Annotated in this window: 23 protein-coding genes and 2 pseudogenes; 18 read left to right on the plus strand and 7 right to left on the minus strand. The window is 58.0% G+C overall.

Annotated features, from left to right (window positions below; translation table 11 throughout):
* Positions 1–154: IS3 family transposase (locus G7A66_RS12950; protein WP_174296102.1), on the plus strand; the 154-nt coding region annotated here is incomplete at its 5' end.
* 154 nt (positions 155–308) lie between these two features.
* Here the strand turns inward: G7A66_RS12950 and G7A66_RS12955 are convergent.
* The 3 genes from G7A66_RS12955 to G7A66_RS12965 all read right to left on the minus strand — a co-directional run bounded on the left by G7A66_RS12955 (position 309) and on the right by G7A66_RS12965 (position 3,111).
* On the minus strand, positions 309–683 hold the full coding sequence (locus G7A66_RS12955; RefSeq protein ID WP_174296103.1) for a PilZ domain-containing protein: 375 nt from the start codon (positions 681–683) through the stop codon (positions 309–311).
* A 257-nt stretch (positions 684–940) separates the two neighbouring features.
* Positions 941–1,324: a response regulator gene (locus G7A66_RS12960; protein ID WP_174296104.1), complete on the minus strand. Its 384-nt coding sequence runs from the start codon at positions 1,322–1,324 to the stop codon at positions 941–943.
* Positions 1,321–3,111, minus strand: a complete 1,791-nt coding sequence (locus G7A66_RS12965; RefSeq protein WP_232366892.1) for a GAF domain-containing sensor histidine kinase — start codon at positions 3,109–3,111, stop codon at positions 1,321–1,323. The genes G7A66_RS12960 and G7A66_RS12965 overlap by 4 nt, the downstream gene beginning before the upstream one ends.
* On the opposite strand from G7A66_RS12965, the gene G7A66_RS14690 reads away from it, so the two are divergent.
* The 9 genes and pseudogenes from G7A66_RS14690 to G7A66_RS13010 all read left to right on the plus strand — a co-directional run.
* The gene (locus tag G7A66_RS14690; RefSeq protein WP_174296106.1) at positions 3,016–3,333 is read left to right on the plus strand and encodes an Hpt domain-containing protein; all 318 of its coding nucleotides are present in this window, start codon (positions 3,016–3,018) and stop codon (positions 3,331–3,333) included. The genes G7A66_RS12965 and G7A66_RS14690 overlap by 96 nt on opposite strands.
* A 16-nt stretch (positions 3,334–3,349) precedes the next feature.
* Positions 3,350–4,258 carry a hypothetical protein gene (locus G7A66_RS12975; protein ID WP_174296107.1) on the plus strand — a complete coding sequence of 303 codons (909 nt, stop codon included), beginning with the start codon at positions 3,350–3,352 and terminating at the stop codon, positions 4,256–4,258.
* Positions 4,259–4,290: 32 nt separating this feature from the next.
* Positions 4,291–6,783: a histidine kinase gene (locus G7A66_RS12980; RefSeq protein WP_174296108.1), complete on the plus strand. Its 2,493-nt coding sequence runs from the start codon at positions 4,291–4,293 to the stop codon at positions 6,781–6,783.
* Positions 6,780–7,166, plus strand: a complete 387-nt coding sequence (locus G7A66_RS12985; protein ID WP_174296109.1) for a response regulator transcription factor — start codon at positions 6,780–6,782, stop codon at positions 7,164–7,166. Before G7A66_RS12980 ends, G7A66_RS12985 begins: the two co-directional genes overlap by 4 nt.
* The gene (locus G7A66_RS12990; protein WP_174296110.1) at positions 7,163–9,631 is read left to right on the plus strand and encodes a poly-gamma-glutamate biosynthesis protein PgsC/CapC; all 2,469 of its coding nucleotides are present in this window, start codon (positions 7,163–7,165) and stop codon (positions 9,629–9,631) included. Before G7A66_RS12985 ends, G7A66_RS12990 begins: the two co-directional genes overlap by 4 nt.
* On the plus strand, positions 9,628–10,383 hold the full coding sequence (locus G7A66_RS12995) for a hypothetical protein (protein ID WP_174296111.1): 756 nt from the start codon (positions 9,628–9,630) through the stop codon (positions 10,381–10,383). Before G7A66_RS12990 ends, G7A66_RS12995 begins: the two co-directional genes overlap by 4 nt.
* A gap of 4 nt (positions 10,384–10,387) precedes the next feature.
* Complete coding sequence (locus tag G7A66_RS13000; protein ID WP_174296112.1) at positions 10,388–11,239, plus strand: hypothetical protein; 852 nt, start codon at positions 10,388–10,390, stop codon at positions 11,237–11,239.
* The gene (locus G7A66_RS13005) at positions 11,236–15,222 is read left to right on the plus strand and encodes a hypothetical protein (protein ID WP_174296113.1); all 3,987 of its coding nucleotides are present in this window, start codon (positions 11,236–11,238) and stop codon (positions 15,220–15,222) included. Before G7A66_RS13000 ends, G7A66_RS13005 begins: the two co-directional genes overlap by 4 nt.
* Before the next feature lie 488 nt (positions 15,223–15,710).
* A pseudogene (locus tag G7A66_RS13010) lies at positions 15,711–15,875 on the plus strand (IS3 family transposase); the annotation flags it as partial.
* 115 nt (positions 15,876–15,990) lie between these two features.
* On the opposite strand, the gene G7A66_RS13015 reads toward G7A66_RS13010, so the two are convergent.
* Positions 15,991–16,314 (minus strand): hypothetical protein, encoded by a 324-nt coding sequence (locus tag G7A66_RS13015; protein ID WP_174296114.1) that lies wholly within the window; start codon positions 16,312–16,314, stop codon positions 15,991–15,993.
* A gap of 313 nt (positions 16,315–16,627) precedes the next feature.
* Here G7A66_RS13015 and G7A66_RS13020 point away from each other — a divergent pair, with 313 nt between their 5' ends.
* Positions 16,628–17,050 carry a hypothetical protein gene (locus G7A66_RS13020; RefSeq protein ID WP_174296115.1) on the plus strand — a complete coding sequence of 141 codons (423 nt, stop codon included), beginning with the start codon at positions 16,628–16,630 and terminating at the stop codon, positions 17,048–17,050.
* An 84-nt stretch (positions 17,051–17,134) separates the two neighbouring features.
* On the opposite strand, the pseudogene G7A66_RS13025 reads toward G7A66_RS13020, so the two are convergent.
* Positions 17,135–17,431: pseudogene (locus G7A66_RS13025) on the minus strand (response regulator); the annotation flags it as partial.
* A 584-nt stretch (positions 17,432–18,015) separates the two neighbouring features.
* On the opposite strand from G7A66_RS13025, the gene G7A66_RS13030 reads away from it, so the two are divergent.
* The 4 genes from G7A66_RS13030 to G7A66_RS13045 all read left to right on the plus strand — a co-directional run bounded on the left by G7A66_RS13030 (position 18,016) and on the right by G7A66_RS13045 (position 20,734).
* On the plus strand, positions 18,016–18,270 hold the full coding sequence (locus G7A66_RS13030; protein WP_206675223.1) for a DUF3489 domain-containing protein: 255 nt from the start codon (positions 18,016–18,018) through the stop codon (positions 18,268–18,270).
* Complete coding sequence (locus G7A66_RS13035; RefSeq protein WP_174296116.1) at positions 18,267–18,689, plus strand: DUF2924 domain-containing protein; 423 nt, start codon at positions 18,267–18,269, stop codon at positions 18,687–18,689. Before G7A66_RS13030 ends, G7A66_RS13035 begins: the two co-directional genes overlap by 4 nt.
* The gene (locus G7A66_RS13040) at positions 18,682–20,382 is read left to right on the plus strand and encodes a recombinase family protein (RefSeq protein WP_174296117.1); all 1,701 of its coding nucleotides are present in this window, start codon (positions 18,682–18,684) and stop codon (positions 20,380–20,382) included. Before G7A66_RS13035 ends, G7A66_RS13040 begins: the two co-directional genes overlap by 8 nt.
* Positions 20,383–20,488: 106 nt before the next feature.
* Positions 20,489–20,734 (plus strand): hypothetical protein, encoded by a 246-nt coding sequence (locus G7A66_RS13045; RefSeq protein ID WP_174296118.1) that lies wholly within the window; start codon positions 20,489–20,491, stop codon positions 20,732–20,734.
* A gap of 74 nt (positions 20,735–20,808) precedes the next feature.
* Here G7A66_RS13045 and rtcA read toward each other — a convergent pair whose 3' ends face one another.
* Both rtcA and G7A66_RS13055 read right to left on the minus strand, forming a co-directional pair.
* On the minus strand, positions 20,809–21,825 hold the full coding sequence (gene rtcA / locus G7A66_RS13050; RefSeq protein ID WP_174296119.1) for an RNA 3'-terminal phosphate cyclase: 1,017 nt from the start codon (positions 21,823–21,825) through the stop codon (positions 20,809–20,811).
* 43 nt (positions 21,826–21,868) lie between these two features.
* On the minus strand, positions 21,869–23,095 hold the full coding sequence (locus G7A66_RS13055) for an RtcB family protein (RefSeq protein ID WP_174296120.1): 1,227 nt from the start codon (positions 23,093–23,095) through the stop codon (positions 21,869–21,871).
* 253 nt (positions 23,096–23,348) lie between these two features.
* Between G7A66_RS13055 and rtcR the strand changes: the two genes are divergently transcribed.
* From rtcR to G7A66_RS13070, 3 genes are all read left to right on the plus strand, one after another.
* The gene (gene rtcR, locus G7A66_RS13060) at positions 23,349–24,938 is read left to right on the plus strand and encodes an RNA repair transcriptional activator RtcR (RefSeq protein ID WP_174296121.1); all 1,590 of its coding nucleotides are present in this window, start codon (positions 23,349–23,351) and stop codon (positions 24,936–24,938) included.
* Between the two features lie 60 nt (positions 24,939–24,998).
* The gene (locus tag G7A66_RS13065) at positions 24,999–25,193 is read left to right on the plus strand and encodes a sensor histidine kinase (RefSeq protein WP_332310561.1); all 195 of its coding nucleotides are present in this window, start codon (positions 24,999–25,001) and stop codon (positions 25,191–25,193) included.
* Positions 25,194–25,563: 370 nt separating this feature from the next.
* Positions 25,564–25,992 carry an EF-hand domain-containing protein gene (locus tag G7A66_RS13070; protein ID WP_174296122.1) on the plus strand — a complete coding sequence of 143 codons (429 nt, stop codon included), beginning with the start codon at positions 25,564–25,566 and terminating at the stop codon, positions 25,990–25,992.
* Positions 25,993–25,994 lie beyond the last annotated feature (2 nt).

Here is a 25,994-nt window from a genome sequence, read left to right on the forward strand (position 1 = left end):
GAAGGCGGAACTCATCTGGCGGCAAGGCTGGCCAAACCGGCGTCAGGCGGAAACTGCAATCTTCCAGTACATAAATGGCTTCTACAACACCCGTCGCCGACATTCATATCTGGGCGGCATCAGCCCACTCGCGTTCGAAGCCAAGGTGGCATAATGAGATAGGTGACCGGCACAAAACCGTTACAAGTCCAACTGTTCCGATCGCAGCCCACGAGGCGAGAGGCAAACCGAGGGCAGTTGAGAAGTTCACCTCGGGTTTGATACCGCGGTCACTGGAGCGCCCCTCGTATCGATGTCCGACGTGATCACTAGCCGGTAGAGAAAGGCTCTCCCTTCAGCAGCGCAGCATCGACAGCGGCGGGGGAGATCGTGGTGGTGAACTCACAGCCGAAGAAGCGATCACTTTGCCAAGCTATCCGCCCTGTCACGACCTCTTGGTCTGGAAGACTGATATCGACCCGCTCATCGACAGCCAGAGCTCCAGGCTCAGCCTCCAAAAGAAGCCCTCCTCGGGAGATGTCGAGCACAAAGACCGGGAGACCATCAGCCGAATGCGAATTAGCTGCCGCCGAAAGACGCAAGGCTCGCCGCTCGGTCCGGCGGCGGTCAGCTGCTTTTGCCGTGCCGCTCGTGATGTTCGCCGGGTTGTCAGCGGGATGTCCAAGTACGGCCTTCAATTGCATTTGCTCAACCTCCGTGGGGGCGGCAGTAGCGCAGGACTCTTAAGAGAACCTTCGCCTCTCGAATCCGCGTGAGCGGCGGCACATGAGAAGCACTGAGGTGCAGATCGGGGCTGAGTCGACACACGCGGACTAACCGTTTCCAACTTTTGATGATTACTGCTTCTGGCTTGCAGGAAGGATTAGGCAGGCGGCTTCTCTCGGCTTAATGCTTGTCCACCGGCCCGTACTTTAGGTTCAATCTGCCCTCTGAACGTATGTCACGAATTCGCGGTGTAGATAGCCTTGATACGCTCGGCCAAAGTCAGCGGATCGAACGGTTTGGCAATCACGTCAACGGCACCTAGCTGTCGAAGACTCTCTACGTGCTGAGGCATCACGCTGGCGGTCATGAACACCACCGGGATATCGCGAAGGCTCTCGCTTCGCCTGATCTCAAGCAGAACTTCAGCGCCATTTAATCCGGGCATACGGTAGTCCAGTATGATGATGTCAGGCCTCGCGGTCTTGAGCGATCTTAGAGCATCCTCTCCCGACGGATAGTGTGTTAGATGAAACCCTCCGAAGTCCTCCAGTCCGATCCGCGCAAGTTCTGCGATATCCAGATCATCTTCGACGAGTACAACCCGCTGAAGAACGCTCATGCGACTTCCTCCTCGCTCGAACTTGATAAAGTAAACCAGAAGCAGGCGCCCTGTGCCGGTTGGCTCTCGTAACCGATTTCGCCTTGGTGCTGGTCGATGATAGCTTTAGTAATTGCGAGCCCCAGACCTGTGCCTGTAATCCCTGATCGATGACTTGGATCAGCTTGCGCAAAGCGCCGGAAGATTTGCGAACGGAAGTCAGGCGGAATGCCAGGACCGCGATCTGCAACACTCACCTTAACCTGCCCATCCTCATGCTGACCAGTCACCTCCACGGTCGCGCCGGCTGGTGAGAATTTAAAGGCATTTGAAAGGAGGTTTGAAAGCGCTTGCGCCAAGCGCCCGGTGTCCCCTCTCACTGGGAGAAACTCGTCCGTTGTCAGCGCAATTTCGACTTCATGAGATACCGCAAGGGGGCGCAACTGCTCACATACTTCGCGCAGAACCTGTGCGAGATCGATCTGTTCCGAATGCATCGTTAGCGCGCCTGAACCAAGCTTCTCGATGTCAAGAATGTCGTTCACGAGTTCCGCTAAGCGCACAGCATTTCTGCTGGCCATTTCCAGCATCTTCTTCCCTTTTTCATCAAGCGCCTCGCCGCTCGTTTTATTGAGCACCAGAAGTGCGCCGCGGATAGATGTGAGCGGAGTTCGTAATTCGTGGCTGACCGTTGAGACGAACTCGTCCTTCATTCTGACGACCTGCCTTCTTTCGGTGACATCATGCACGGTGAGGATGGAATGCTTTCCCGGTATCGCACTGTGCCAAACTTCAAAAATTTTTCCGTCGCCCCCGCACAACTCGAATCGGCTAGGTTCATCACTTTTGAGGCTTGGCGAGAGGAGCGAAGCCGTAAGTCGTTCCGAATTGCTCGAGCTTTCCCATCCTCCCTTCGCTGCAGCTGAAAGCAGTTCATGCAGTTGTGTTTCTCCAGCCGGCCAGTCTGCTACCTTCAAACCCATCAGTTGAAATAGTCGTTCGTTAGAAAGGATGAGCACGCTTGCAGCGTTGAAAACGGCGATCCCCTGTTGCACGTTGTCGACGGTAGCGCGCAGCAATTCGGTCTGAGCTCGGAGCTCACTCTCCCGTTGGCCGCGTAGACGGCTACCGATGCGCAGCTCCATTATGCCGGATACTGTATGCGCCAACAGACTTAAGCGGCGCGCATCTTTTTCTGAAAACCGACGGGGGCTTTGGTCGATTACGCACAACGCTCCAATTGGGACTTCCGAGCCGACCCGGATCGGTGCACCTGCGTAAAAACGGATGTAGGGCTCACCCGTAACCAGCGGGTTGTCGCAGAATCGCGGATCAGCTTGCGCATCTTCAACTACGAAGACTTCGTCTTCCTCAATTGTGAAGTTGCAAAATGCGTCACTCCGCGGGCTGCCATCTGCACCTAGTCCGCAGGCACTTTGAAAGATCTGACGATCGCGACTAAGCACCGTCACTGCTGAAATCGGAACATCGAATAGCTCGGCGGTCATCTGCGTGATCGAATCCAGCTCCGGTTCCGGGCCTTCTTCGTCGAGTTGATACTGCGCAATCGCTAGCTGGCGAACGTCTTCGAGGTCAGTCATGCCAGTGCAATGCAGTGGCGGCGCAAAGGGTTCACACTCAATCTCATCAAGGGCACTTTCGTAACTTTTGCACGTTAAGGGCCGAGCAATGCTTAAACAAAACGTCGAATTATGACTGCACCAAAAGCAGACAATCAGGAAAGAAATCTGGAGACGCGCTTGGCGAGCCTGCGCGAACGCTTCAAGCTGCGCCTGCTCACTGATCATGAAGCATTGGTCCACGCCGTCGCGAGCGGAGACGCTGATAGGACGCTAAGAACTGTGCACAGATTAGCCGGAGCAGCGGCGAGCTTTGGTTATGTGCAAATTGGAGAATGCGCGGCCGAGGTTCAGGTGAGAATGAACTGTGGCGCTTCAGCAGAAGAGTTAAAGCCAGCACTTGATCGGCTAATCGCCGAGCTGGGAAGGTACGGAGAGGGGCCGAGATGAGGGGAGGGTTACAGTGATGGCTGACAGCGAGGCTGTGAGGATCAATCGTCTTAAAAAATGTTGCCTTGGTTCCGCGTCCTTAGCGGGACTGTTAGCCTTCGCCCCTACAGCGCACGCCGATCCGGAAGTGTACGGAGGCTATTCCGTCGGAGGGCTGTACTCAAGCGATGCCGCGCGAACCGTGGACGAAGAGCTCGACGGCTCGGCCGTGCTTGGCAGGATCTATGTTGGCGCGAGCTTCGACGCCGAGGGCAACGAAACACGCTTTGAAGCATCGAGCGGATACTACGCGTATTTTGATCGTGAGAATCGCTGGACTAATCGGGTCGAGGCAGAGCAAATCATTAGGCTCGGGAAAGACTTTAAAATATTCGTCGAGGCTGCTGGGGCCACGAATCTCATCACTTTGGAGCGCCGCGGAACCGATCAAGCAGGTGCTGGGGCGGGCTTAGAGTTTGAGAAGGGTGACCACCGAGTGAGCGTTGCCGGAGCATTGCGGCGACGCTGGTACGAAGGTGGCAGCGCAAGCTCTTGGGCGCCCCGCATCGAGGCTGCATACCGGTACCAAATTGGCAGCTGGCATTCTGCGCAAATAGAAGCTGCTTCCGATTGGGTAAATAGCGATCTTGAGAGGCTCAATTATGGAAGACTGCAGTTGGGGGGATATTATACTCGGCCGCTGGCCCGCCGAACGCGCGTACGCGCAGGGCTGGTTCATCGGCGGTGGACTTGGGACGCCCGCCTGACGCCCGAAGGGGAAGAACGCAGAGAACGGCTTTGGATTCCGCAAATCCGCCTCACTCACCGTCTTCCGGACAACATGAACATCGATCTCGATTACCGGCACGTAATCCGCACCTCGAATGATGAACGGTTCGATCGCAGTGGCAATCGCGTTTCACTGACCTTCCGAAATGCTTTCTGACGAAAGCTACACGTTGAAGGGGGGCGTCGAGTTTGCACGATTTGACAGGAAAGATCAGGAACGGATTGGGTGGCTTCCCGGTCCTCTTTGTCATTCTGCCTTTACTCCTTGGCTTTTTAGTCGCGGGTTTGTCACAACTCGGCTTCTTCCGCGTGCCGAATGCCCTGGTTTTTGATCTTGCTGTTGCACAGGCGCGCTCGACCGAACCCCGCGTGGTGGTTGTTCGTGCCGATCCGGAGAACCTTTCGCGGCTGACCACACGTTTGCGAGAGCTCGGGGCTGAACTCATCTTGGTGACTGCGGACCTAGCTGAAAAAAGCGTACCGCCGCCCGGGGCGCTGATAGGTTTGGCTCCAGCCAGGGTACCGGGAACAGAAACTTGGGTCTTGCCTCCCCTTCCGAGAGCTACCGCTGATATCGTGCCATATAATCAACGGCAGGTCGGACGCCGCTTCTTGTTCTCAATACCCGGCGAAAGCGGATCCATTACGACCCTGGAGGGAGCTGTCGCTGGACGAGAACACGAGAGCTCGGACGGTTTCATTGGATTGGCTGCCGCAGCGATCATGCCAGTTCTGGAAGCCAGACAAATATTGGAGGGAGCATTTCGCCCCAACACCCTCGATGGCAAATACATCGTAATCGGGCCTCCAGCATCTGAGGACCCTCCTTCTATCCTGACTTCGGAAATTCCGGGTAGTCCTGCGGTGGGAAACGCAGGTTTCCACGCACGTGCAATACAGGCGATCTTGTCCGATCAAGTGGTCTTCCAACTGGAAGGTGCCCTTCGATCTCTCATCTTGATTGCCGCTGCCGGGCTCATAGCGCTCCTACTTTTCTACATCTCGCCGCAGCAGCGGATCGCCGTTGCTTTCTTAGCCGCAGTTCTCTCAATCTCTGTTGGCTTGGCTCTGGTATCTGTTGCGGACATCCTCCTGCCTGTCGCCGAGCTTATTCTTTTGGCGCTTGGTCTCGGTCTCGCAGCGGCAGCCTTTGCAGCACGAGAACGGCGGCAGCGATCAGATCAACTGCGCGAGCAAATAGCTTCTCGGCTGCGGCGGGATCAAGATGTACAGGATCCCTCGCGACGGGCTGAGTTCTTTTCGACAGCCGCCAAGCTCACAGGCGTTCAACGCAGCCTACTTTTGAGGGAGCGAAGAGACGGCACATTTGTGCCGCTTGCCGCGTTTGGGCTTACCGAATCTGAAAACTCGATGAGTTTAGCGCGCTCGCCTGATTTCACGCGCGCCGACGAGACACGGCCTGAACCAGCGGATGTTATGGGTTTGGTCGGGTGGCATGATGCACAAATTAGTCGAGTAGACGGCACAGAAGGGGAAGGCGTCTACTGGCTGTACGTTGTGCCATCTTCATCGCGGGATTATCATGCAATTGCGGCGGCGGCGGCGCGGCTGGCGAGGAGTAGGGCCAGGCAATCGGATGGGCTCGAAGAGCCCCAATTCGGACCCCGTCGGCGCGAGAAAGCAGAAGTTCGGCTCGGACGAGCCGTCGCCGCCTTGCTCACCAGAGACGAGGAGCTTCGCCGTTATTTAGCCTCACTCCACACCGCGAGCATACTGTTCGATGCAGCCGGTATGCCAGTAATCATGAACGCAAATATGCGAAGTCTTATGACCAGATGCGGCTTGCAGCCCTCCCGAACAACGCCCGTAGATCTGGCTGTGGCAATCACCGGAACAGAAACTGACAGGGTGCGAACAGCCATTGGAAAACTCGTCCGGTATGGTGGCCACTTGCGCCTCCCTTCTGAGGCAGAAATTGACGGTCGCAGCTATCTAGTTCGAGCAGCGGAAATTGCGGGCGATCTCCTTGTGGAGATCATAGATACGACGGAACAGGAGCGGCTGAGCAGAATACAGACGGAGCTTGCAAGCGGCATTGATGCGCAACTTAGAAATGACCTTGAGGCAATTGGATTAGCGGCCAATCTAGCGGGTAACGAAAAGCTCGCTCCAGAGAAACGTAGGCGCGCATTCGGATTAATTAGTCAAGCAGTGGAGCGCACGCGGGAGACGCTAGATGCGTTAGCCCGCCTCGTAGATCCTTCCGCCCTGAATGCAAAAGGCGAACCTTTTCCTGTCAATCCCCGCTCTACTTTGGAGCAGGAGTTGATGAAGATAGCTCCACTAACCGAGCGGGCGGGGGTTACACTCGATGTGCGTCAGCCCGCCCTTACCTCGCTCGTCATGGCAGACCCGAGGCTGCTAGAGGAGCTTATCGCGGCGATGCTGCAAGTCGTCATCAGTGATAGCGGACGTGGATCCAGAATTGCGGTAAGCCTTACCGAAGCCGCGCAAGAGACTCGTCTCGAAATCGCGGGCGGTTTCGGCCTGCCCGCCCGACGGCTTGCAGATTCGCTTGCCTCGAACGCTGTTGACGTGGCGTTCCCGCTCCGCGTTATCAGAAGTATTCTTCCGCATGTCTCTCACTGGGGAGGGGCGTTCCAGGCCGAAAGCGAGACTGGTGAGGGATATAAATTCAACCTACAGTTGAGGCGAGCATGACAGAGTATCGGCGTATTCTGCTGGTCGAAGATGATCCATTACTGAGTGAACTACTCGAGATGTGTCTCGTTGCCGAGGGGCTGGATGTCGATCATGCCGGTGACGGTTTAGCTGCTCTGAGGAAGCTCGATGAAGGTGAATTCAACCTCATCGTTCTCGATCTTATGATGCCCTTTATGGACGGTTTCGCCTTTCTGAAACAGCTGGCTGCTACTCCAGGTGAGAAGCCGCCGGTTCTGGTTCTTTCAGCGAACACCGATGCGCAGACAGCAGAGCGGGCACGCAAGTGCGGCGCTGCTGCAGTCGCACGTAAGCCGGTCAACCACGAGGAATTCGTTGCACTCGTGCTCTCATTGGTCGAGCCAGGGCAAGACGAGGCATGATCGATTTCGTCCTACCTATCTTGCCTGACGGAAGCCTAGCAAGTTCGGTGATTACAACCGTTTGGGTAGGGGTGCTGGTCGTTTGTTTCTTCAACCTACGATTTGGTTGGGTGCTCTCCGGCCTCGTAGTACCAGGTTATGTTGTCCCGCTTCTGATCACGAAGCCGCTTTCCGCCATGGTGGTGCTCTTTGAAGCATCTTTAGTATACTGCTTGTTTTGGCTTTTTTCGGAAAAGCTATCCGGACCGAGCCGCTGGAGCAGTTTCTTCGGGCGTGATCGCTTTATGGGGCTGATCCTCGTGACCGTCTCCGTCCGTCTCGTCATGGATGGCTGGCTCCTGCCGATCGCTGCCGAGCAGCTAAGCGAGAACTTCGGGTGGCGAATAGAGTGGGCGAACAGCCTTCATAGCTTCGGCCTGATTGTTATAGCGCTCTTAGCAAATCAGTTTTGGAAGCCTGGCTTCGTACGTGGAATGGCTCAATCTTTGGTGATGATTGGGACCACCTTCATTATAGTACGCTACGGATTGATGGAATTCACAAATTTCCGCATCGGGTCTGTCGCATACCTCTACGAAGATTTCGCCACTTCGATACTAGCCAGTCCGAAAGCTTACGTCATTCTGATAACAACTTGCTTGGTCGCCTCGCGGCTGAACCTGCTTTACGGTTGGGACTTCAGCGGGATCTTGATTCCGGCGCTTCTGGCCCTGCAATGGTATCAGCCTTGGAAAATTCTGACCTCGATCGTCGAAGCACTTGTAATCTTTTTTCTCGCTAGCGCCCTTCTGTCTAGCCGTCTGTTTTCTGGCAGCACGATAGAAGGCGGGCGCAAGATCCTGCTCTTCTTCAACATCAGCTTCGCCTACCGGCTCATTCTTGGCCATGCGCTCTCTTGGGCGGACTTCGAGTACCGCGTGACAGACTACTATGGCTTCGGTTATCTCCTGCCGACGCTGATTGCACTGAAGGCTCACGACAAAGGTATTCTTCCGAGAGTTCTCCGAACCACGGTGCAGACCAGCCTCGTAGGAGCCGTTGTGGGCAGCGCCATTGGGTTTAGCCTTAACCTGCTCCTGCCGCGGACGAGCAATCAGGCTCTTGCGACAGGGTCAAATGCACAAAGATTGCTAGTTGCACCCGCGCGGATGGTCGCAGTCACGGTCGGGGCGGCCCAAATCGATGCCGCAGAAGGAGAGGCCCCTAGTATTCCGAGGCGTACGGCGGAAGGCCTGCAGCGTGCGTTAGCAATGATCGACAGTGGCAGGACAGGAGCGGAAGCACGATTGCTGCTAAAAGACGCCGGTTACTTTTTGGAGCCTCTTGCTGGGGGCGGCTGGGCTATACGTCCCCGGACGGAGAGCGGAGTTGCTTTTCTCTTTGATCCCTCCACGCAACTAAACGGCTGCATAAATGTTCGTGAGCCGCTTCTTGTGCCGGGGCTCGCGATGGCTTCTTTGGGCATCAAAGATGCACTACAAGCACGTTGGCTCGCAATTGGCGGCGGAGCTCGGCTGGCAGAGGCGAAGGCAGGGGTTTCTCTCTCGTATTCCTTCGAAGAAGCGCTGGGACCATGCTTGAACATTTCGTTTAGAAGAGATGGGCATGCGCTCATGAGACTTGCCGGAGAGACAGGAAGTCAGCTCGCGCTGACATCGCTGCGGTCGCTTTTGCCTCGGCTGGAGATAACCTTTTCCAGCTCAGCAGAGCAAGGCTCTTCACTGGTCCTTACATCTAGAGCCGTAGAGAGCGTGCTCACCGAAATGGCACCTCTCGATACCGAAAATCGTACGGCTCAATCGCTCACTCGCGAAGAGCTTGCCTTCCTACTTTTCGAAGTTGTCGATCCGCTGCTTGAAGGAGGCGCATCCGCGGTCCCGATCGTGCGCAACGCAGCCGCTGCACTTGATCTCAAGGTTACGCTTGAAGAAACTCAAGCCGGCCAACAAGTGATCGCGTTAAGGCGCCGCGGTGAGCCCGACCAAGTCTTCATCCTGCGTCCGGAATCAAGTGGACCCATCCTTCAGATCAGGGCCGATGAGAACATCCAGGATTTAGCTCAATCCTTATTCCGTAAACTCAATGCTCGGGCTCTTCTTGTAATTACCGAACGGAACACACCTAATGAAGAAGGAGCCGAACTGGCTGCTCTGATTTCCCAAGCGTTACTGCGTCGTAGCTCGAGAGAAGCGTTAATATTGCAGTTGAGGCGTCGGCCGGTATCCTATGCCAACTCGGACGAAAATCAGATGTTGCTGGCTACTGACCTAATTGGGCCTGGTGACGGCTTGGAGGAAGCTCTCGTACAAGCGCTCAGAAAGGCAGAACTAAATGTTCGCCCGCTCGAGTCTAGCGTCGGTAGTGCGGGGCTCGAGATTGGCTCCGCCGCACAGTTGCGATTTGCGCGACAAGCTCTTGGTGCACGCGTAGCGATCCTCTGGGCTCCCGCGGAGCAGAAACGATGAGGATACTCGGTAGATCGCTGTTTGCGGCCGCGCTACTTGGCTCGGTAGGGATAGCCATATTCCTGCTCATGTCGCAGCTGCCCTCCTTTGAGGCACGATCCCCGTTAACTGCAGCTAAGGATCTGGATGCCAGCATTGTCTATCCATTGCGCGGCCAAACTACCGAGTTCGTGTTCAGCACACCACAGGAGCAGACTAGGATACTCTCAAGCGCCGACGTCTTACCAGAGGGGACTTTCCCGAGCTATGCTTACACCGTGGAGGCACTAGACGGCGGTGGACGGGTTCTCTGGAAAAAAGATATTAACCTTCGTTCTCTTCGCCTCTTCGTGCGCGGCCCAGAAGGGCTCCTAATACCCCATGCTTTCACCAGCGCCGATAAATCAACGATCCCCTCGGCCGGAGACGAGACTTTAATCGACTTCGGTCAGCCGGTCGCTGCAATTCGTTTACGGGAGCACTGGCGCGGTCCTCATGTCGGCCGTATTCTGGTGCGCGTTCAGGAACACGAACCGATTGCGAACCGCCAATTGAAAACCGCCTGGCAGCGGCTTAGCGTCGCTGAACAGGAGGACCTCGCAGCGGGTTCACCTCTCGGCCCGGAACTCCTGACGATTGAGGAAAGACGACAGCTGCTGATCAACCGCTGGAAACCTGTCGGGCCTTCCGGCATTCCTGGTCGCGACTATTCACAAATCATGCTTTACGAGCGCCCGGGTGAAAAGATTGCGGCCCCGGAACTGGCAGACTGATGCGATGCCTGGAATCACTTCCTTCTTTTTGCCTCTTGCTGCCGGAGCAGCCATCGTGATTGGGTTCGTCCTTCCCCCCTTGTTTGATGCTTCGCAGCCGACTGAACTCGATGCTCACGCTTATCGTCGCGCACAAGCGGACTTCACCGGTCTGATGATTGGGCGATCGGATCAAGCCCCAGAAGGATTTCGAACGGGAGAAGCAGAAGGTTTACTTTCAGCGGCAGTGGTGCAGGAGCTAAAAGGACAGTGCCGGGGTGGTGGGACCTACCTAGTTCGGAAGTCCGCTGCGCCCGGGCCGCCGCTACTCATCGCTGCACCACATCGGCGTGCAGACCGGCTGACAGGGACGCTGACGCTGCGCCTCTTTCAAGAAACCGGAGCAGCAGCCGCTGCATGGAACAGTGTTCATCGTCGTGCTAAATCAGAATGCAGGGGCACTACGGACTTGGCTCGCTTGCGGTCTCACCCGTTCACAGCTTTTGCGGCGGCATTCGCTAACACTCACCCCAACGGGCGCGTAGTACAGATCCACGGCTTTGATCCCGCACGTCGGATCAGCGCCGCCGGAAGACGCTCGGCCGTTATTCTCAGCAGCGGCTCGGAGGAGATCACGCCGGCAGTTTCGGCAGTGACCAATTGCTTGCGCAGAGCCATGCCAAATCACCGAACTTCTGCATTCCCCATCGATGTCCGCGAACTAGGGGCGAGAAAAAACGCGCAAGGCCAGGCATTGCGTGCGCTCGATTTTCCGGGGTTTGTTCATGTCGAGCTCGCTTATCACCTTCGAAAGGAGCTGATGAATGATGAGAACTTGCGGAAGCTCTTCGGAAAGTGCCTCCAGGCGGGCTTATGATGAAGCAGTCTCCAGATATCCGCAGGGTCGAACAAGACTTGGAAGATTGGGTTCGGAGTGATTTGGGGCCGGAACCGGATGCGACCGCAGCCGCTGAGTGGGTGCAAGCGCGTTTCGCCCGCATTGCTGAGCTTGATCGGCTCGAACTTATGTTTGAAGCGCAGTTTAAGGCTGCGCTAGATGAAGCCGGACGGCATGCTGCCATTCTTGATCTAGTCGCAAAGCTAGGCAGGCGTCGCGGCGAGCTGGCCCGCGATGCCCGCTCTTTAACTCTTTTCTTCGACCGTGAAGCTGCGATCGAGCGGGTGCGCCGCCGTATAGGTGAAGAGGAAAGGGCAATATCCTTTTGGATGCGCCGAATGGGTCCCGTGTCAGGTGTTGCCTTGGGCAATGCTGCGATTCAGGGCGTGCTTAACTCGGCATGGAGTTACACCCGTGATCCTCGCATTCGGGAGAGCGGTTTCATCTACTTGCGCCTGGCTTTGGAAGGAGGAGCTGGCGGGGACGTCAGCGAAGCAATGTTGTGGCAGGCCCAGCGGGCGTCATTGCAGAAGAACGAAACGGTTTGGATCCAATGCGAGGCACTGAAGATTCTCTCAATCGCGTTGCCTCAAGCGGCCGTGGAGATTGTGCGGCGACGTCTGTCGGAGCCGCTTGGTGACGACGATTTCTTTGTTCGCCGACAGGCGGTGCGGCTCGTCGCAAGGGACCCTGCTTTCGACGTAAGTTGTCAAGAATTGTTCAAACTTGCGATGTCCGATCCAAGTGCTGCGGTTCGCCAGTGCCTCGCTGCGGAACTGTGGCGCCGACAGTCGGGCGCGGATGCGTACACAGAGGCTTTGTCCGAAGATCCAGATCCAAAGGTCAGGGCCACGCTGTTGGTTTGCGGGCCTCTGCTCGTCCAAGCCGTAGGGCAGGAAAGAATTGTAAGGCTATTGCGTTCGAGGCTGGAGCAGGACCAGGACAGCTTCGCAATCCGAGCGGCGCTTCGAGTTGCAGCGCAATGGGCTTGGGAGGAGCGAGCAGCAGCATCGATTTTGCGGAACGAGCTCGATGCTGCGATTAGGGAAATTTATTCATCGAATCCCGATCCGAAAGTGCGCCGCTGGGCGGCCGAAGCGGCAGAGCAGCTCTGGTGCGCTGCTGATCCGGAGGCTCGCTCAATAGCCAAGCGCATTTCCCTGGCGATCTCAACAGTGAAGGAGGGGCAGATAGTGGCGCTTCCGGGTTTGCTAAAGGAGGCTGAAAGAAGCGGCGAACGCCTTGGCCGCATTCTCAGCGTCCTCGCGCAGCATGGATTTACGCTGGAGCTCTTGCCTGGCGGCAAGATCCGCCATGGCGAACTGATCACATTCCGCAGTTGGCGCCTACTTCACGAATGGCGAAATCCGAGTTCGGACAAGCGTCAAGGCTTCGCACATTGGACTGGTCGCGTGTGGCGCGGGCGCAGGGTTGCACCAAGCGCAATCATGGCTGAGCTTGCTCCCACAAAAGTACCGGGCGAACCGCTGTTTCAGCCTACAGAGGGCAATTGGCGCCCGTGGCTCCCCCTTCCGGACCTTATCCTATCCACGATCGATACAGGCGAAATCGTCTCCGTTCACTCGGCTGAAGGAATTACTGAGATTCATCCTCCGCGCGGATTTGTGAAACGCTTCCGTGCCCGAATGCAACTTACCCGAAATTTCGCCAACTTTGCCGGTCTGCGCAACTGGACAGAAGGAAGCGGGAGTCCGCCGAGCAGCTATGCTGAGGCTTTGCGCGAGCTGGGGGTTAAGCTGGTGCTGAAGCCCAACCGCGAGCGCGATGTCGATCCGCAGGTTGTTCAATTCTTCTCGTTTGCCCCGAGCCTAGTCGCCATTCCCGCGCTGTGGGATGAAGTTGGCGTCTACTTCAGCTCTCTTTACGCAAACACGCTTACGCAGCTGGCGATATTCGCCTTTCTTGCGACTGTTTGGTTCTTTGCGAAGCACGTGATCCGAACGCAGCAGATGCGCCGCGCGCGAAGGTCCCTTGCGCTGGTGGTCGGGGGCTGGGGCACACGCGGAAAATCAGGCACTGAACGCCTGAAGGCAGCGGTATTCAGTGCACTTGGCCATCCCTTCGTTTCCAAGACGACTGGGAACGAAGCGATGTTCCTTTGGGCTCTGCCGTACGGCGATATTCGCGAAATGTTTCTGTTCCGCCCGTATGACAAGGCGACCATCTGGGAGCAGCTTAACTTGGCTGTTTTGGCAAGCAAGCTTCACGCGAAGATTTTTCTCTGGGAGTGCATGGGTCTGGCGCCAGCCTATGTGAAGGTGCTGCAGCGCCACTGGATGCGCGACGACATCGCAACGATCACCAATACTTATCCTGATCACGAGGACGTGCAAGGTCCCGCTGGCCGCAACATCCCGGAGGTAATGAAGAACTTCATCCCGCAGAATAGTCGCCTCATCACAAGTGAAGAGCAAATGCGTCCGATTCTGGTCGAAGCAGCCCGCGAACTGGATACCTCATTCAAGTCGGTGGGCTGGTTAGAAGCAGGTCTGATACCCGACGAGATGCTCTCCCGTTTCCCCTATGAGGAGCACCCCTACAACATCGCTCTAGTGACCGCTATGGCTGCGGAACTGGGGATCGACTCTGACGTGGCTATTAAGGAGATGGCTGATCGCGTGGTGCAGGACATCGGCGCGCTTAAGGTCTACCCGGAAGCACGCGTCCGCACCCGCCGACTAGAATTCGTACTCGGGAATTCGGCGAACGAACGCTTCGGGGCGCTAGGCAACTGGACGCGCGTGGGCTTCGACAAACAGGACCCTGTTGCAGAGCCAGACGTTTGGATTAGTACGGTGATCAACAATCGCGCTGACAGGGTGCCGCGATCCCGCGTGTTCGCTTCAATCATTGTGAAAGATGTATCTGCCGACCGGCACGTACTGATCGGATCGAATCTGCAAGGTTTGCAGGGGTTCATCGAAGAAGCGTGGAATGAGTTCACGCCAGCGATCACCCTGTGGCCCAGTGATCGGGAGGGTACCAACCCTCTGGAAGAGCTGAAGAGCTGGGCGAAACGGCTGCGGGTTGTCCACAGCTCAGATCAGTTATTCAGCGTTCTGCATGCAATGTTGTGCGGTCAGCCCGAAGGGATGGAGTGGGCTGCTCAAATTGAGGAGCCTGAGCCAGCTGGGATCGGTCCGCTGATCCGCGAGAGCGGGCTGCCCGACGCCGAGGCGATTGCAGGGCACTACGAGGCCTCACTTCATCAACTGCAAAGCTACGAAATGATCGAAAAGTTGGTGCAATCGGGGGGACAGCAGGCGGAGATCGACCGGCAGCTTCGGGAGCAGGCTTGGGAATGGTTCCGCGCCAAGATTATCGTCGTCGAGAACTACTATGCTACGGGCGAAGAGATAGTGCGCCTGCTTGCGAAAATTACTCCGCCAAACTTCCGCAACCGCATCATGGGGATGCAAAACATTAAGGGAACAGGGCTGGATTTCGTCTATCGCTGGCATGCTTGGGAGACGGTACACCGTGCAAGCGTCGACGCGCTCAGCGAAGACCCGATGCAATCGCAGCGCGGGCTGGAAACGCTTGCCTTTTTCCGCGAGTACGGGATTCTCTCTGCCGAGTGCGTGCAATCTACTGTTCGAGAACTGCGGTCGCGCGAAGCCTCGCAAGGGGAGATCGCCGAGGCGCAGCTTGACCTCGTTGAAACTCAGCTTCGCGAGCAACTCGCGATACAGGAAAAAGGGATTGATGAATCCCGCGGAGGGCGGTGGGCAGCCGTCATCGCTGTGCTGGAGGCTTTCCTAGATCCCGGAGATGCTGCCCGGCGGCGAAAGAAGGCTGATCTCATCTATCGCGAGCTAGCATCTGAACGGATCAGCTCCGCGCGTGCCGTCCTCGAGCTCAAGAAGCTGAACACACGTCAGAAGGGTGGGTGGCTTCTGAAAAAGGCTCAGGACTGGCGTAGAAGATTGGGTAGCCCTTGAACAGAGTGGCGGCCGCAGCAATTCTCATGGCCTAGACCTATCAGATCGCTTGCGAGAACGGCAGCGGGCCGGGGGGGCGGAGGCGCTGCCGATGCTAGCTGGACCCGAGTTCAAAACGTTCCACTGACCTCCAGCGACAGCGTCGGGCCAACACTCCGGTCGCGCAGTTCCACAAGTTCCAGCTGTTTGGTACAGCGCCCTGCGAAGACACTTCTGGTGGCAAGATCGTCAGCTCCGACCAGGTTTTTAACAGCGGCCTGCACGGTAAGCCCGAACACGTTCTTATGTTCGATAAAGAGCTCACTGTCGAACGGGCTCATGTCGTAGCTTTCGAACACTTCGCCGAGCCGCACTACGGGTGCTCGCCGTGTCTGACTGACCTCGCCGCCCCACGCCCAGTCCGTATTTGTAAGATCGTGCCGCAGCTCAAGCTCGATCTGGCGGGTAAGGTCGTTGCTGATTAGGCGTGGAATGCCGGTGAGAGGATCGTCATCGATGCCGATCGGCGGAGCGTGCGTTACCGTTCCACGCGGGACGATGACGCCGCGCTTCGTGAGAAGCTGCGCGAGCTGGCGAACCAGCGCCGCCGGTTCGGCTATCGCCGTCTGCACATCCTGCTGCGCCGGAAGGGCGTGATGATCACGCGCCCGCGAGCTCTGCAGGTCACGCGCAGATCGTAGCCGTGACGGGATAATCGCTGATCGAATCAAGTCGCTTGCTGCTCATGCGTCTGTGGAACATAGGTAGAACAGACTTCAAGCTAGTGGTCTAATTGCTTCCGTGTTTCCCACCATCTGACGCACCGAACATCCCAGCCGATCCTCCTTCTGGCAGGCTTCGCAGTTCATGAGCTAACCAGAGCAATAAAGGGTTTGGCTCTGCATCTTGCTCCGTTCCAGCGGTTGCCTGCTTCGCTGCCTCATCCGCTAGCTGCTCCAAGTCTGCTGCTGCGATCATGTGCGGCACTCCGGCGTTATGAGAGATTGTGATGGCAGCCCATTGAGCAAAGGTCTTAAAGGCTTCCTCAAGACTATCTTGGCGCCTCGAAAGTTCATCGAAGACTTCTAGCTCATCTATGCTGTTACCTGCCACGCCAATCTCCTCGTTGGGCATGACTTCATGGCAGGCGGAGCGCAGAATTGTAACACCCATCCTTCTGAGCGAAGATCAGATGAGCGACTGCAAAGGTGAGGGCTGATGCTCTACACGCTCCTCAAGACCAATGAGCTGCTGGGCAACAAGGGCTAGAATGTCGACTGCTTCCGTGCCGCTCTTGCCGCTCTCGGGACCACCCTGCTCGTCGAGAAAGGCGAGCGAGAAATACCTCTGGTCTCCCGCTCCGCTGATCTTTAAACCCTTTTATCGCCAGCTCGGCTCTTAAACTTCCGCGGCTCAGGAGATGATTATGGCTAAGCAGACTGTGGATGCCTCCAGGCGATCATTGGCTGAGATCGAGAGCGATCTTCTAAAATCCGAGGCTGCATACAATGACGCCGACACCCGAATGAAGGCTGCAGAGCGTGAGCGACAAAGCGCTTTGGAGACTATCAACCTTCATCAGGGAGAGCTTGATACCGCGCTGGCCACGCTTCGACAGAGGAGCACGCCGGGATCACGCTGGCGTTCAGGGGACCAGCCGAAGGAAGTCCTCTCATTAGACCGGGAGAGTGAGCTGCCGGGAAATAGTGAGGACGCAGAGCAAAGCACAGGTTCTCTTTCGGCACCCACCGTCAAGTCTGTTTCCGCGCACTTCGACCGCCTAAAATTTCACGCAAAGCAAAACGCACCTGAAGAGCAGCCGAGGACCTTGAGGCGTTCCCCAAATTAAGCTGCTTTCAAAATAAGTCTGGATTGGGAGATCCGCCAACCACATCGCTCCTTAGCCAGAAGCGGACTGATTGCTTGCTTCCTTCTTGCGGAGCGACAGCAGCTCGAGCATCGCATATTCCTTGCCGGTCACGTGAATACGCGCGCCATCAACATCGACGGTCTTGGCGTCAACGTTTACAGCGATCCGACCGGTGTGGATGAACGACTGGGTGTGGCCATTAGAGCGGCGCACAACGGCGTAGATTCGAGCTACCAACTCAGCGCGATGAAACGGCTTGGTCACGTAATCGTCGGCGCCAAAGTCGAAGCTGCGGATCTTGGATTCGATTTCGGCGACGCCCGACAGGATCAGCACTGGCGTCCTTACCTTGGCGATGCGCGATATTCCAAATATCTGCTGACCAAGGCTGTCTGCGCTCACTGGCACAACAGATCCGGTCCTTATTTGAACCGCGTAATTCAGGCTGCCGCCAAGATGAGCTGATGCTCACCGAAGTGGCATAGAGATCATCATTCGGCAAAGCTGTGATGAGCCAGTCCTGCACCCTTGCGCGGCGAACCTTTAGACCGGCGACCAGGCCGTAGCTTAGCACCAGCGCCGCAAGCAGTATCCCAGTACGGGTTGAAATTCACCGTTTTCTCCCGGTGAGCAGCCTTGTTGCGAAGCAGGCGCCACTAGTAGGCGGCCGTACGCGAAAGATCGCGCAGGCGCGGCCACGCGGCCGATTACCGCGAACTGCCAAGTGATCTTATGTTAAATCAGGCTTGAGCCGCGCGCTGTTCCCCCTTGGAGCATTTCGCATTTCGCCCAACCCAAAACGAACGACTGGACTCCTCCGGCAAGCCGAGCATTGGTGGTGTTGCTAATCGCGGCCGACGACGGCTGCCGCCCCGGATGATAGCACATCATCGGGGCTGTGGGTGGTGGGAGCGGCACGGTGCCGCTCAGATGGAGTCCACCACATGCCGAATACAAACATCTCTGCCGAACCTGATGCTGCCATCGCGCCGCGTCCAACCAGCAAGTCCGCAGCCGTCGTCGAGTTGCTGCGCCAACCCGAGGGAGTGACGCTCGAGCAGCTCACCGTTGCCACGGGCTGGCAACCTCACACAGCGCGCGCCGCACTGACGGGTCTGAAAAAGAAAGGCCATAGCGTCGAGCGAACAAAAGAAGATGGGGTCAGCCGCTACCGCATCACTGCAGGCACCAGTCAGTGACCCGTCTTGAGAAGGAACTCGCCGCCGTTGAGGTTATGTCGGCTGAGCAGCTTCGGGCGCAGTGGAGCAAGCTTGATCCCGCTGCGCCCCCCAACGTCGCCATACCTCTGCTTCGCTTACTGGTCGCTCACCGTCTGCAGGAAAAGCGCGAAGGAAAACTGCCGGCACTGGTCAGACGAGAGCTGACGCGCTTGGCGAAATCGGGCGAGGGCAGCGGGGCGCCTGCCATTCGCCAGAAACTGTCGCCTGGTGCCCGCCTGCTGCGCGAGTGGAACGGCCAGACGCTGCTCGTCGAAGTGCTGGAAACCGGATTTCGGTTCCAGGACCGGGAGTGGAATTCGCTGAGCGAGATCGCCCGCCACGTCACCGGCACACCGAGATCGGGTCCGCGGTTTTTTGGGCTCACCGCCAATGGCTGACCGCATATTTCGCTGTGCCATCTACACCCGTAAATCGACCGAGGACGGACTGGACCAGGAGTTCAACAGTCTCGATGCACAATACGAGGCCTGCGCTGCCTATGCCTTGAGCCAACGCCACGAGGGCTGGGTGCAGAATCCCGAACGATACGACGATGGCGGGTTCTCGGGCGGCAATATGGACCGTCCGGGTCTCAAGCGCCTGTTGGCCGAAATCGAAGCAGGTCAGGTCGACATCGTGCTGCTCTACAAGATCGATCGCCTGACCCGTTCGCTGTCCGACTTCTCGCGGATTGTCGATGTGCTCGACAAGGCTGGCGCCAGCTTTGTCAGCATAACGCAGGCCTTCAACACAACCACCAGCATGGGACGACTTACGCTCAATATGCTGCTCTCGTTCGCGCAGTTCGAGCGCGAAGTTACCGGCGAGCGGATCCGCGACAAGATCGCAGCGTCCAAACGCAAGGGGCTCTGGATGGGCGGCACGGTGCCGCTGGGATACCGGGTGAAGAACCGCAAGCTAGTCGTCGTGCCAGAGGAAGCCGAGCAGGTCCGGCACATCATGACCCGTTACCTTGAGGTTGAGAGTGTACCAGCGCTGGCCGAGGAACTTGAGCGGGACGGCTACCGGACGAAGGTTCAGAAACGGGCCAGCGGCCCTCACAAGGGCGGATGCGTCTATCAGCGCGGCACTCTCTATCACCTGCTTTCCAACCGAATCTACCTCGGGATGACAGTGCACAAAGGGGAAGCCTTTACAGGCGAACACGAACTGATAGTTGGAAAGGAGCTGTTCGCACAGGTCCAGGCGAAGCTGGCGCAAAACGCCTCGGGCTCATCGCGCCGGAAGAAGGTACAGGAGCCGAGCCTACTCGTGGGGCTGCTTGAGGACTGCCATGGCCGCCCAATGACCCCCAGCCACTCCGGCAAGAGCAGCAAGAGCCAGCGCTATCGCTACTATATCACACGACCCGACCAGGTGGGCGCAGAACTGGCAGAGCGAGTGTCCGCACCGGATCTCGAGGCGATCGTGGGTCAGAAGCTGTCGGATTGGATGACCGGGCCTGTGTTTGTGCTCGATCTGCTCGGGGACAGGCTCGCGGATGCAGTCTCCCACCAGAAGTTGCGGGCGAAGGCTGACCTGGCGGCAGCAGAACTCCGCAGCGGCAACGCGCACGCGCGAGCGCAGCTATTCTCGAAGGTTCTCGCGCGAGTCAGCCTCGGAGAGGAGGAGATTGCGCTGCATGTCAGCCACGAAGGGTTGGCGGAGGTGCTGGAGCTGGACACCCGCCAAAAAATTCCGGACGAGCAGTTGGATCTGAAGATCCCGGCGGTGCGGGTCCGCAAGGGCCATCAGCTGCGTCTCGTTGTACCCGGCCCTGAGCACAAGGTTGTCGAACCTCCGCGTCACGATGCCAGGCTCGTGGCTCTTGTCGCGGACGCACTAGCGACCCGCGATATCGTTCTGGCTTCGCCCGGGAAGGCGCTCTCCACCATCGCTGCAACTGAAGGCCGGTGCCGCACGCGCTTAAGCAAGCTTGTCAGCCTGTCGTGCCTTGCACCGGAAATTGTGCAGATGATCTGCGAGGGCAGACAGCCCGCCGGTTTGACCGCAAAACGGCTCTCAACCATCCAGCTTCCGTTATCCTGGGCCGAGCAGCGCAATGTCCTGCTTGCCGGCTCTGCAAGCTGAGGATCCGGCCCTTGTTCGCGTCAGTCAGCGGGGTTGAGAATGGTTTCAAAAAGCTGGTCGGGACTTGTGCCCGCCATGCGCGCTTGCTGCCGCTATGGCTACTTCCTTGAATCCGACCGATTACAGAGCTGAGCACGAGCAGATTGTCTCAGCGTTGTTCGGCCTGCTTACAGCCAGGCCTGAGGATGGCGCAGCACTTGCAGTGGAAGGGCAGGGGGTGGGCGGACAACGAGGTAAGTCAGAGCTGGTGTCCTCGGTCAGCGTGTTGCTTGAAGAGGCTGCCATATTGAACCAGGCGATCTCGACCATTCTCATGCTGGCAGCAGGCAGTCCTGGCTCAAATGTTGAGTAGTTCACCCGGAGTTAAGCCAAGAGTAACGCGCCGGACATTGGGCCTTCGGCAGACTGTCCGCTTACGGCAGCGAACTAAACGATCCGGACGAGCTGCCCCTTAGGCCCTGCATCCTCGAACTGGGTACCACGCCCTGTAAAAAGCGCGATTATGTCAGCCGCAGTGCGGGTGTGCTGGCTGATCTTAACGCTCGTGAATGCACCACCGCCGGCTAGCGCCATCGGAAGCAGAAGCTGATCCTGCAAATACGGCCCGGCGAAAGCGCCGGACGCTTCGTAACCCGCCATCCGCTTGCCTGCCGTCCTGCCGATGCGTTCGGCGGACAGGCCCAGCTTACCGAAACCGGACACAATCTCGGTGACGTTCTCGAAGCCCGATTCCAGGATCAGGGCAATGCCCGGGCCCTGATCGGCAGGCAGCTCGCGCAGGACGATCGCGTCGTTGCTCCAATCGGGCAAGCTCTTGAGCGCCGCCTTGCGGAAGCGTGCCGCTATCGTGTCGTCGAGCGATGCATAAAGAACCGAGCCGGAGCGACCGGTGGGTTCGCCGCGATCTATGCATTCGATCCGCCGCAGCGGTGCAGGTTCGATATCAATTTCGATACGACCGCCACCACGCGGGAAGAAACCGTGCCTCTTGATCCGCATGCCGACCTTCGGTCCCATCCGCGCAAACACGGGCAGGAAGCACTTTTCGATGAAGTCGAACGGGGGCGCCATCGATGCATGGGTTCCGCCCTCGATCACAAGGTGGGAGGGCTTGTCCGCAAGCGCCAGCGGTACCAACACCGTCTGAAGCACAAGCGCCGTCGAACCCGCTGTGCCAACGGCGAAGCTGTAATCGCCACCCGTCACGCTGCCGGGCCGGAAGATGATGCGGCTGGAGCCGAGCTCCATTCCTTCGCACTCCGCCCCGCCGATCATGCACGCCGCTTCGATCGCGGTCAGATGCTGGCGCATCAGCCCCGGCTGATCGCGCCCGCCGCGAATATTCTCGATTGTGAAAGGCTCACCGGTAACCAGCGACAGCGCGCACGCATTGCGCAGCACCTGTCCGCCGCCCTCTCCTTCAGAGCCGTCGATCGTAACCATTGTTCTGTTCCTGCAAATTTCGCCGATGGCAGCTTGAAGGGCGTCACCCCTTCACGCATACCACCTGTTTGAGCGTGTGCACGATTTCGACCAAATCGGCCTGCGCGGCCATGACCTTTTCGATCGGCTTGTAGGCCTTGGGCGTTTCATCGATCACGCCCACGTCTTTCCGGCACTCGACCCCCTGCGTATCTGCGATGTGCTCTTCAAGCGACACCTCCTTCTTCGCCTGGGTACGGCTCATAATCCGGCCTGCGCCATGCGAGCAGCTGTCGAAGCTGTCGGCATTGCCCAGCCCGCGTACGATGAAGCTTTTCGCGCCCATCGAGCCTGGGATGATGCCAAGCGTTCCCTTGGCCGCGCGCACTGCACCCTTGCGGGTAACGAGCACATTTTCGCCAAAGTGGTTTTCGCGCGTCACGTAATTGTGATGGCAATTAACCGCTTCGCATTCGGCCTGGAAGGGCTTGGCGATCTGGCCCCGCAGCGCGGCAATGACATGGGTCATCATCACGTGGCGGTTGAGTTTGGCGAAGTCCTGCGCCCATTCGACCGCCTCGACATAATTGTCGAAATGATCGGTTCCCTCGGGGAAATAGGCGAGGTCCTCGTCGGGCAGGTTGATGTGCCACTTGCGCATGTCCTGCTTAGCGAGTTCAATGAAGAAGCGCCCGATCGCATTGCCCACGCCGCGGCTGCCGGAGTGAAGCATTACCCACACGCGCTGATCCTCGTCGAGGCACAGCTCGATGAAGTGGTTGCCCGTTCCCAGCGTGCCCAGATGGACAAGATGGTTGGAGCGTTGGAACTTGGGGTAGCTCGCCGCGATCCGGTCGAACCGCTGGACGAGCGTTGCCCAGGCTTCGATCGCTTCGGTGGGCGGATCCCCCCACGCACCCTTGTCTCGCCCGCCGCGTCCCGAAGAACGCCCATGCGGTACGGCCCGCTCGATGGCCGAGCGAATACCCTCGAGATTGTCTGGCAGATCGCTCGCCATCAGCGAGGTGCGCGCAGCCATCATGCCGCAGCCGATATCGACACCAACCGCCGCCGGGATCACCGCACCTTTGGTCGGGATAACAGAGCCTACTGTCGCACCGATACCGACATGGACGTCGGGCATCGCCGCGACGTGCTTGAAGATGAACGGCATTTTCGCCGCACGGCCAAGCTGCTCACGCGCCTTGTCGTCCACAGGCACGCCCCGCGTCCACATCTTGATCGGCGATGCACCGTCAACTTCGTACAATTCGTATCCGGTCTGCGTCATGTTTGAATTCCCTTGCGAGCCCGTTGGGGGTGGTCGGCCCATTCCGACCACCCCGGCCTCGTCGCTACCGGGTGTTCGAGGACCCGGCCCTCTCATCATTGCAACGGGCGTGCCAGTCTGGCTGGCGCGCTCCAAATTGCAGCGTATGCTTCTGATATAGAAGCAAACTAGTCATGCTACCCATCTGTCGTTCGATAGGCGCGCGGCCGCATTTGCTATCGCATTGTATCGTACATTATCCTACAGGATAACAATGTCCAAAACTACAGTTATAGGCTTTCTCGGCTCTACGCTCGATGCCAGTAAGCGAGATGCGTCGCGCTGGAGCAAATGGCGGCCAACGGTGGGGCTCTGCATGCAGCCGGATCTGCGCGTGGATCGGCTGGTCCTGCTGCACGGTGCCCAGCACGAAAGTCTTGCCCAGTACATTGCCGAGGATATTGCCGCCGTGTCGCCAGAGACGGTATTCGAGCCGCATGCGATCAGTTTCGATGATGCATGGGATTTCGAGGAGGTTTACACCGAGCTACTCGATTTCGCGCAAGACTTCGATTTCGAGCCCGAAAGCGAAGACTATCTCGTCCACATCACCACCGGCACTCATGTCGCGCAGATATGCCTGTTCCTGCTGACTGAAGCGCGCTTCATTCCCGGAAAACTGCTTCAGACCCAGCCGAAGCGCGGTAAGCCTGAGCCATCGGGCGTATGGAATGCGATCGATCTCGATCTTTCGCGCTACGACAGCATCGCTCGGCGTTTTGCCGAGGGCAGCCGCACGAGCACGTCCTTCCTAAAGGGCGGGATCGAGACGAGGAACGTGCGCTTCAACACGATGATCGACGAAATCGAGCAGGTCGCCTCGCGCTCTTCCGCGCCGCTCTTGCTGATGGGGCCGACGGGCGCAGGCAAGAGCTTGCTGGCGCGCCGCATATACGAGCTCAAGGTCGATCGGCGTCGGCTCTCAGGTCCCCTTGTCGAGGTGAACTGCGCCACGCTGACAGGGGACAGCGCAATGTCGGCGCTGTTCGGGCACCGCAAAGGTGCCTTTACCGGCGCGATTGCCGAGCGCGATGGCCTCCTGCGCCGCGCCGATGGAGGGCTGCTGTTCCTCGATGAGATCGGCGAACTCGGGCTGGACGAACAGGCGATGATCCTGCGCGCAGTGGAGGAAGGCCGATTCCTGCCCGTGGGATCGGACAAGGAAGCCTGGAGCAGTTTCCAGCTTATCGCCGGGACCAATCGCGATCTCGTCGCCGCTGTCGGCGAGGGCAGATTCCGCGACGATCTGTTCGCGCGGCTCAACCTTTGGACCTTTGACCTGCCTGGCCTCGCCGACCGGGTCGAGGATATCGAGCCGAATGTGGATTTCGAGCTCGACCGCTTTGCATCTGCCGAAGACACGCGCGTCACGTTCAACAGGGAGGCGCGCGAGCGGTATCTTGCATTCGCTGCCAGTCCGGCAACGGCGTGGCGTGGCAATTTTCGCGACCTCTCCGCAAGCATCACGCGCATGGCCACCCTCAGCCCGGACGGTCGCATCGATCGGCGGACGGTAGATGCCGAAATCGGCCGGTTGGAAAAGCTGTGGAGCGGCAGCTCGTCGAGAAAATCTGAAGACGATCTTTTGCTAGTTCTGCCAGCCGAGGAGATCGGCGAACTCGATCCCTTCGACCGCGCACAGCTGGCTGAGGTCATCGCCACTTGCCGTCGCTGCCGGACGCTCTCCGCTGCCGGCCGCGAACTGTTTGCAGCGTCGCGGTTACGGCGCAAATCCACCAACGACGCCGACCGTCTTCGCAAATATCTGGCACGATTTGGACTGTCGTGGGACGATTTCGGGTGAAGGGCTAGCGCCCTAATCGAGAACAGCCGCCAGGCGGGCGCGAGCCAGATTGACTTTATCGTGGAGCGAACTGGCAATGCCATTCTTCGGATTGCCGAGGATAACGGGCCCGGCATCCCCAAGGCGGACCGCAAGAGAATTTTCGAACCCTTCTTCACCACTCGCCGCGCCACGGGCGGAAGCGGCCTTGGGTTGCCAATCATTATGTCCTTGGTCGAAGCGGCGGGTGGCACGCTGTCCCTTGATGATACCTAAGTCGGCGCGCGTTTTGCGATCCAACTGCCGCCCGCGGAATGAAATGGCGGGTTATGGGCCGTTAGCAGAATGGCAGCTAACCTGCTTTCGGTGACCTAAAGCAGACGGTCTGCAATCGGCCCAAAAGCAGACGTTAGCAGCGTCCTTGCGGTCAGCGTCCGCTATTGGGCCGTTAGCTGCCGTTCCGGTTTCGCGAAGCGAGATGATGACAGCTGCCGTTCGAAATCAGCGTGAAGATGCAGTGGCCCTGAACCTATGAAGCGCCTGATGATGAAGGCGGCAGCAGTCCCACGCGCGAAGTGCCGGCGACATGGAGCCAGAGGGAACACATCGACCTTCTCTTCGCTAAAGATGGTGAAGGAGAACGACTATGAAGTGGACTATTCTTGGAATTGCCAGTCTAGCGACAGCCGCCCCTGCGCTGGCGCAGACCCCAATTCCACAAGATGTGACTGATGGTATGTATGTAACAGTCGCCGAGGTGCGTTCCAACAGCATGGACACTTTCGAGGCTTTCGCTGGTCCCGACGGCGGGCCGATTTCAAAGCAGGAGTTTGTCTCGACGCAAGTTCCTACTGACGTTTACCCGAACAAGCCCGAAGGTCCGCAGCTAGAGCGTCTGTTTGGCCTCCTTGACGCAAATTCCGACGGGCAACTTACTCTCGGCGAATGGCGAAACCGGATTAACAAGGATCTCGGTTTTGCTGACCAGAACAGCGATGGTCGCATTAGCATGAAGGAGCTCACCAATGCTCGGCAAAACATGAGCATCGGCGACACTTTGGGAATGGTTTTCTAATC

This window comes from Alteripontixanthobacter muriae (genome assembly GCF_013336795.1).
GTDB lineage: Bacteria > Pseudomonadota > Alphaproteobacteria > Sphingomonadales > Sphingomonadaceae > Pseudopontixanthobacter > Pseudopontixanthobacter muriae.